Genomic DNA, 3,108 nt, shown 5'->3' on the forward strand with positions numbered 1-3,108 from the left:
TGGCAAGAAATTGTGCTCTAGGAATTTTAGTGATTGATGAGATACAACATTTGAGTTTGGCGAGGTCTGGCGGAAGTGAAAAAATGTTAAATTTCTTTGTAAACCTTATAAATAATGTAGGAGTGCCAGTCGTTTTAGTAGGAACTCCGAAGGCTGTAAAGGTACTCCAAGGGGATTTTAGGAAAGCACGAAGGGGGTCTGGTCTTGATGGTGATATGGTATGCGATAAGATTCCAAAGGGCGAGGTATGGGATTTATTAGTTAATTCAATATGGCACTACCAGTGGACGAGAAAAGAAACTCCTCTTACCCCTGAATTAAGCAGTGTTTTATATGAAGAAACTCAGGGAATACCTGATTTATTAAAAAAGGTATATGTCATTGCTCAAGCCCATGCTATTTCATCGGGAAAGGAAGAGATAACTCCATATGTTATAAAAAAGGTGGCAAAAGAGAATTTAAAACTGATTCAGCCAATGATTACTGCATTGAAAACGAATAATCTGAGAGAGATTATTAAGTACGAGGATATATATGTAGGGGATATCAACTATACTGATTATTTAACCCGAACTAAAGAATCTATCAGCCTGGATTTGCGGGCAAAGGAGATAAAGAAAAAACAGAACAAAATGAAGCAGGAAAATCTGATTGAGCAGAAAAAGGAGGTTTTAATAAAACTTGTTGATTTAGGCGTGAATGCTAAGAAGGCTCAAAAAATAATTGATACTATACTTTCGCAAAATCAGAATATAAATGCAGAAAAGATAATAGAAGTTGCTACAGCAAAGATTGAAAATGATAGGATTAAGAAACAAGCAGAGAGAAAAAAGAAAAAACAGAAGGCATTAAACTTACTTGATATCCGAACTATTGTTGAGCAGGGCAAAAAGGATAATAAAAGTGCTTATGAGGCTATAAAAGAATCAGGATATATCATTAGTTTTGAGGATGATATTTTTTCTAAGGAAGTGGTATCGTGAACTTTTTTCCAACACCTTATCCAGATGAAATATTATATAGTACGCTGGCACGATACTGTATGCGAAGTGGTAATATAAAAGAAATACATAATTTTGAAGACTTATTTGGTACAAGGAATTGTATAGCAACTATGGAATTGCCTACACAATTAGATGCATTAATTGAAAATATGCCTGCAAACTCAAAGTATACAGCAGAATATTTTATCTATAAACATACCTTATTTCCTTTTCTTGCAGCATTTATTCCAGAGGAACGTGCTAACAAAATAATTAAAACTATGAGAAATGGTGAAGGTGCTGTTTCTTACATGAGTTTGGGTCTTGTTACGAGTTCCGTTACTTTAAATCGGTACTTTCGATTTTGTCCTGAGTGTTTTAAAGAGGATATAGAAAGATTTGGAGAACCATACTGGCATAGAAGCCATCAAATTACAGGGGTATTTGTATGTGCAAAACATAAAATACCCCTGTATAATAGTACGGAACTTATAAGGGGAGGAAATAGACAAAGATTTATTAGCGCTACTCATGCGAATTGTATAGTAGAAAAAGAAATAAGTTTTCCTAGCGATTTAATGGAAAAGATGCTTTGGATGGCAGAGGATGCAGAAATACTTTTAAACAATCACTTTGGCTTTAAAGAACCTGATTGGTTTAAGAATCAATTCCGGGCAAAATTAATTGAAAAAGGTTATGCAAGGATGAACAATTATATTCACCAGAAGAAATTAAAAGAAGATTTTATAGAGTTTTATGGCTATGAATATCTGAAACTTGTTCAGTCTTCTCTACCTGATAAAAGCGGAGGCTGGCTATCTGATATGGTAAGAAAAAATGATAGAACAACCTACGCAATAAGATATTTGTTGTTAGCGAAATTTCTTGAAATTCCTGTCGTTGAGTTATTTAATAAAAAACTTGGTTTTGAAGATGAAAACAATATTGATGCATATCAGGAACTGTGGGACCAGAGATTAATAGAACTTACCCAGTCGGGATTATCAATAAGGGAAATAGCAGATATACTAAAGTCCTCTACGAAAACTATTAGAAAAGCGATTGACAGGTTAGGAATAGAGCCATTTTGGAAATTCAATGGTGGAGGGAAATACCATTATATGAAATACACCGACACCGAAGAATTTAAGATAAAAAGAGATGAATGTAGAAAGAAATGGCTTGAACTTCATGCTCAATATCCAGATAAAAGTAGTAATCAGATAAGAAGAAATAACGATGGATTGTATTCTTGGCTGAAAAAATATGATAGTGAATGGTTGGAACAAAATTATCGTAGAATAAAAACGACAGTTAACACTGTTGATTGGGCTAAAAGAGATGCGGAATTGCTACCTTTAGTAAAAGTAGTTATTGCAAAAATGAAAGAAGGTAAACCTGAAAGAATTACTTGGACAACCATAGGTAGTAAACTAGGGATTAGCGGATGGCTATCAAAGAAGAAAGATAAACTCCCATTGGTAAAGGCATATATAGATTCAGAAGTAGAAAGTCTGGAAGAATTCCAAATAAGAAAAATAAAATGGGGTATTGAGGAATTAGAAAGACAGGGAAAAGAAATAACAATATGGAATTTGGCTGAAACAGCAGGGGTTAAGCCACGGTATATGGAACATATTATAGAGAATATTGAGAATTTATTATTGGAAAAAGGATATTGTGTAAACATTTACAAAAATTTACGCAATGCGAGATAGTATAATATTCATATCTTATAAGAAAGTTAATATTATTTACTTGTTTTCATAATTCTTTGTTGTATCTGTGTCTGCATCAATTAAATTTTTTTATTTTGCAAATATTTAAGTTGAAGCAAAATATGGTTTATTGGGGTAAATGAATCATACAGGTCACGTTTTAAATATTAAATATGATATTGAATAAGGAGTGATACCAAAACATAGTAAATCAATAGATTAATAGAAATTATAGAGGGAAAAATAGGATTTTAAGTATAATGATAGAAGAATGCTGTGTTTTATTATTGCATTATATATAGAAATGATGCAATAATATAGATAATGATGCAATTAAAATGCATCATGTCGCATTTAATTGCAAAAGTAAGCATAGGAGGAGGTCAGAACTTGAGGACAAAAGATGA

Annotated in this window: 2 protein-coding genes; both read left to right on the forward strand. The window is 32.6% G+C overall.

Annotated features, from left to right (window positions below; translation table 11 throughout):
* Positions 1-983, forward strand: a 983-nt coding sequence (locus tag PHP06_10885) for a TniB family NTP-binding protein (GenBank protein ID MDD3841045.1), incomplete at its 5' end; no start/stop codon positions are given.
* The gene (locus tag PHP06_10890; GenBank protein MDD3841046.1) at positions 980-2,701 is read left to right on the forward strand and encodes a TnsD family Tn7-like transposition protein; all 1,722 of its coding nucleotides are present in this window, start codon (positions 980-982) and stop codon (positions 2,699-2,701) included. The genes PHP06_10885 and PHP06_10890, both read left to right, overlap by 4 nt.
* Positions 2,702-3,108 lie beyond the last annotated feature (407 nt).

The organism is Clostridia bacterium (assembly GCA_028698525.1).
In the GTDB taxonomy this organism is placed as follows: Bacteria; Bacillota; Clostridia; order JAQVDB01; family JAQVDB01; genus JAQVDB01.